7 protein-coding genes are annotated in these 4277 nt (G+C 74.1%); 6 read left to right on the top strand and 1 reads right to left on the bottom strand.

What is annotated here, in order from left to right; all coding sequences use genetic code 11:
• Positions 1-390, top strand: a 390-nt coding sequence (locus tag VF825_RS00035) for a hypothetical protein (RefSeq protein ID WP_331108799.1), incomplete at its 5' end; no start/stop codon positions are given.
• Positions 391-465: 75 nt separating this feature from the next.
• Here VF825_RS00035 and VF825_RS00030 read toward each other — a convergent pair.
• Positions 466-837 carry a DsrE family protein gene (locus VF825_RS00030; RefSeq protein ID WP_331108797.1) on the bottom strand — a complete coding sequence of 124 codons (372 nt, stop codon included), beginning with the start codon at positions 835-837 and terminating at the stop codon, positions 466-468.
• A gap of 122 nt (positions 838-959) precedes the next feature.
• On the opposite strand from VF825_RS00030, the gene VF825_RS00025 reads away from it, so the two are divergent.
• From VF825_RS00025 to VF825_RS00005, 5 genes are all read left to right on the top strand, one after another.
• Positions 960-1457 (top strand): FABP family protein, encoded by a 498-nt coding sequence (locus tag VF825_RS00025; RefSeq protein WP_331108795.1) that lies wholly within the window; start codon positions 960-962, stop codon positions 1455-1457.
• Between the two features lie 3 nt (positions 1458-1460).
• On the top strand, positions 1461-2054 hold the full coding sequence (locus VF825_RS00020) for a low molecular weight phosphatase family protein (protein WP_331108793.1): 594 nt from the start codon (positions 1461-1463) through the stop codon (positions 2052-2054).
• Position 2055: 1 nt separating this feature from the next.
• Positions 2056-3090, top strand: coding sequence for a hypothetical protein (locus VF825_RS00015; protein WP_331108791.1), 1035 nt, complete (start codon positions 2056-2058; stop codon positions 3088-3090).
• A 47-nt stretch (positions 3091-3137) separates the two neighbouring features.
• Positions 3138-3563 carry a Fur family transcriptional regulator gene (locus tag VF825_RS00010; protein ID WP_331108789.1) on the top strand — a complete coding sequence of 142 codons (426 nt, stop codon included), beginning with the start codon at positions 3138-3140 and terminating at the stop codon, positions 3561-3563.
• Positions 3560-4277: folate-binding protein (locus VF825_RS00005; RefSeq protein ID WP_331108787.1), on the top strand; the 718-nt coding region annotated here is incomplete at its 3' end. The genes VF825_RS00010 and VF825_RS00005, both read left to right, overlap by 4 nt.

Genomic DNA, 4277 nt, shown 5'->3' with positions numbered 1-4277 from the left:
GACCGGGTGGTCGCTGCCTTCACCGCCGGCCTTGACCAGGCCTTGGCGGGGATGGCCGCGGCTCACGAGCCGGTCGACGCCGCGAAGGAGTCCACCGCGCGCGCGGCGCTGCTCTCGGCGCTCCGCGACGCCCTGATTGCCGCCGGGCCGTACGCCCGGCAGTCGTTTGCGACCGACCCGCTGAGTGCCGGCGCCCCCGCACGCATCGCCGCGCTCGAAGCCCAGGCGGGCCGGCTGCCCCAGAACGCGGCTCTTGACGCCGCGTTGAACAACTACATCAAGGTCGTGGGCGCCTCCCTCGGTCAGACGCTGCCCGGCCTTCGGGCGGACACGCACTCGACGCGGTCCCACACGACGGTGACCCTGCCCAAGGTGCCCTGGCTGCACTGACCTGACTCGCACCGCGACGGCCCCGGCTCCTCACGAGCCGGGGCCGTCGTCGTGCACGGGGCCTTCCGTGCGGGGTCAGTAGACGAGGGCTTGCGCGCCCTCGGCCATGACCTCCTCGACGAACGCCGCCGCCCCGCGGATCACCGCTCCGGGCACGAGGTCCGCCTCCTCCAGCGACCGGCGCGCCGCGCACTGCGTGCACACCGTCACCCGGCCCTCCGCGAGGAGGGCGTCGCGCAGCTCGGCCAGCGACGCGGCAAACGGCAGGTCGAAGGACTCGGCCCGCCCGGGCACCGCCAGCCAGCTGCCCTCCCCGGTCAGCCACAGGCTGACCGGCACCCCCGAGGCCAGCGCGGTGGCGGCCACGGTGAACGCCTGGGAGACGCGCTCGGCGTCCTCGACCCCGGCGGTGAGCTTGACGACGAGCGTGCGCGAGTGGGGCGACATGCGCCAAAGGTTACGATCTCCCCCGTGGAAGCCTTCTACCTCAGCCTGTTGATCGCCAGCGCGCTCGTCATCACGTGGTTCTCCGGCTACGTGGTCTACAAGCTCCTCCGCAGCCCGCGCTGATGCCCTTCGAGATCCGCAGCGACCTCCCGCCGGAGCTGCTGCCCCTGGCCTGGATGATCGGTCGCTGGGAGGGCGCCGGCGTCGTCGGCTACCCCACCATCGAGTCGGTCAACTTCGGCCAGGAGATCATCGTCAGCAACGACGGCCGCCCGTTCCTGGAGTGGCAGTCGCGCACCTGGCTGCTCAACGACGCCGGCGAGCAGGTGCGCCCCCTGGCCACCGAGCTCGGCTTCTGGCGCCCCGCCGGTGAGGGCGAGGTCGAGCTGCTGCTGACCCACCCGACCGGGATCGTGGAGATGTACCACGGCACCGTCGAGCCGGCGAAGATCGAGGTCCGCACCGACGGCGTCATCCGCAGCCCCCTGGCCAAGGAGTACAACGCCGGCCACCGCCTCTACGGCCTGGTCGAGTCCCAGCTCATGTGGGCCATGGACATGGCCGCGATGGGGGAGCCCCTGCAGAGCCACGCCTCGGCCCAGCTCAAGCGCGTCGAGTAGCCCGTGAGCCTCCAGGGGGAGCCGGCGCACGTCCTCATCGTGTGCACCGGCAACGTGTGCCGCTCGCCGTTCATCGAGCGGGTGCTGGCCGCGCTGCTGCCGACCGATGCGGGCGTCGTCGTCTCCAGCGCCGGCACCGGCGCGCTGGTCGGCCGGCCGATGGAGCCGCTCGCCGCGGCCCAGACCGAGCGGTATGCCGGGTCGCCGGCCGGGTTCGCCGCCCGCCAGCTCGTGCCGGGCATCGTCGACTCCGCCGACCTGGTGCTCACCGCCACCCGCCGCCACCGCGGTGAAGTCGCCTCGCTGCACCCCAGAGCGCTGTCCTACGCCTTCACCCTGGGCGACTTCGCCGACCTCGTCAGCGGGGTGACGCCCGAGGACGTGGCGGCCTTCGGCGAGTCGGGCGCGGAGGGTGCGCGGCCGCGCATACGGGCCCTGGTGCGGGCCGTCGCGGCGCGCCGTGGGCTGAACCCGCCACTCGAGGCCTCGCAGGTGGATATCGTCGACCCGTTCAGAGGGGACGAGACGAGGTTCGAGGCGATGGCACAACAGGTGATGGGGGTCCTTCCCACGGTGGCGCGGGCCCTGGTGCCCTGAGGTGGCCGACAGACGGGTGCTCCGGCGCGTGGTCTCCGGCGTAGGCCTGGCCGCCCTGGCCGTCGGCACCGGCGCCCTGGTGACCCTGGCGATGCAGGCCCAGGGCGCGGCCCCGGCGCAGGCGGGGGAGACGCCGGTCACCGCCTTCACCCCGGTGGACAGCGCGCCCACCTCGACCTTCACCTACTCGCCCACGACCGCCGGGCAGACACAGTCCTCCGACGCTGCCGCCGGTGCGGTCACCGCGACGGCCACGCCCACGACGTCGGCCACGGGCGAGCCGGCCGCGGTGACCCTGACCGCTGCACCCCTGAGCCAGCTCCTCGTCGCGGTCGACGCGACCCACGCCTGGCGGGTCACCGTCGGGTCGTGCACCTCCGGAGGCGCCTCGGTCCTGGCCAGCTCCGACGCCGGCCGCACGTGGACCGCCCACCCGGTGCCGGTCAAGGCGATCACCCGCCTGCGTGCCACCAGCGCCCGGTCTGCGTTCGTCATCGGGGCCGACGGGTCCTGCGCCGCGACGATGCGCCGGACCGCCAACGGCGGCACGTCGTGGACCTTCGGCGGCGGGGTCGGCAGCTCCTGGTACCGCGACGCCGCGGCGCCCAGGGTCGTGCACACCCCGCGCGGGGTCGCGGTCCGACCCTGCCAGGGCGGCGCCCAGGTCGTGGACCTGCTGCCCTCCTCCAGCGCGAGGGCGACGGTGCTCTGCGCCGACGGCCAGGTGCGCTCCACCAGCGACTCCGGGGCGTCGTGGTCGGCCTCCGGCTCGGCCACCGGGGCGCTCGCCGCCGCCTCCGACGGCGGCACCGACACCTGGGTGGCTCGGGGCGGCGCCGACCAGGGCTGCGAGGGCATCGCGGTGGTGCGCGCCTCCCGGCCGACCGCCGTCGTCGGCTGCGCGAAGGTCGACCTGTCCGGCGTCCAGCCCGGGCAGGTCGCGCTCTCCACGGCCGGCACCAGCGGGTGGCTGCTCGTCGGCGACCACACCCTGCACTCAGACGACGGCCTCAAGACCTGGACCCTCGCCGGCTGAGGTCTGCGCACAGTCGGCTGCTGCGGCGCGCGGGTAGGCTCGGAGCCATGGTCGATCTCGGTTCGTCGCTGCGCGCCAAGGGCATGCGCATGACCCCGCAGCGCGAGCGCATCCTCGAGGCGGTGCGCCGCCTCGGGCACGCCACGCCCGACGCCATTGTCGAGGCGGTCGGCGAGGACGGGGGAGCGCCCCTGGCGCCCTCGACCGTCTACCGCAGCCTGGAGGTCCTCGAGGAGCTCGGCGTGGTCTCCCACACCCACCTCGACCACCGCTCGCCGACCTGGCACCTGGCCGACCACGCCGACCACCTGCACCTGGTCTGCATGGGCTGCGGCGCCACGATCGAGAGCGACGTGGCGCACGCGACCGAGTTCGCCGGGAATCTTCTGGCCGCCCACGGCTTTGTCGCAGACATCAAACACATGGCGATCCACGGATGGTGTGAGCAGTGCTCGAAGCAACGTCAGCAGTGACCGCCAGCCCCCTGCTGGGCCGGCCCGGAGCCGTCGAGGCCGACGGGCCCGACGCGGGGGTCGCAGCCCACTACGGTGATCCCCTGCGCGAGCAGCGGCTGCTGCGCGAGGGCCTGGCCGTCGTGGACCTGTCCCACCGCGGCGTGGTCACCGTCACCGGCCCCGACCGGCTGTCGTGGCTGCACTCCCTGACCACGCAGTCGTTGGTGGGCCTGTCCCCGCGGGTCTCGGCCGAGTCGCTGATCCTCAGCCCCAAGGGCCACATCGAGCACGACCTGCACCTGGTCGACGACGGCGAGACCACCTGGATCACCGTCGAGCCGGGCACCTCCGCGGCGGTCGCCGGGTGGCTGGACTCGATGCGCTTCATGCTGCGGGTCGAGGTCGCCGACGTCTCCACCCGGTATGCCGTGCTCGGCGAGCCCGTGCGCGCCGAGTCCGTGGAGGGGGAGCCGCTGGCCTGGTGCGACCCGTGGCCGGACCTCGTCGGTGACAGCACGGCATACAGCGCGGTCGAGCGGCACCCGGGCGCGGACCGCGCGTGGCGCGAGCTCATCGTGCCGCGGGAGTCGCTCGAGGCAGCGGTCGCCGACCGGCCGCTGGCGGGCGTGTGGGCCGCGGAGGCGTTGCGCGTCGAGGCGTGGCGGCCGCGGCTGGGCTTCGAGACCGACCACCGCACCATCCCGCACGAGGTCGACTGGCTGCGCACCGCCG

This window comes from Oryzihumus sp. (assembly GCF_036391795.1).
Lineage (GTDB): Bacteria > Actinomycetota > Actinomycetes > Actinomycetales > Dermatophilaceae > Oryzihumus.
This window is presented reverse-complemented; position numbering and strand designations above follow the sequence as displayed.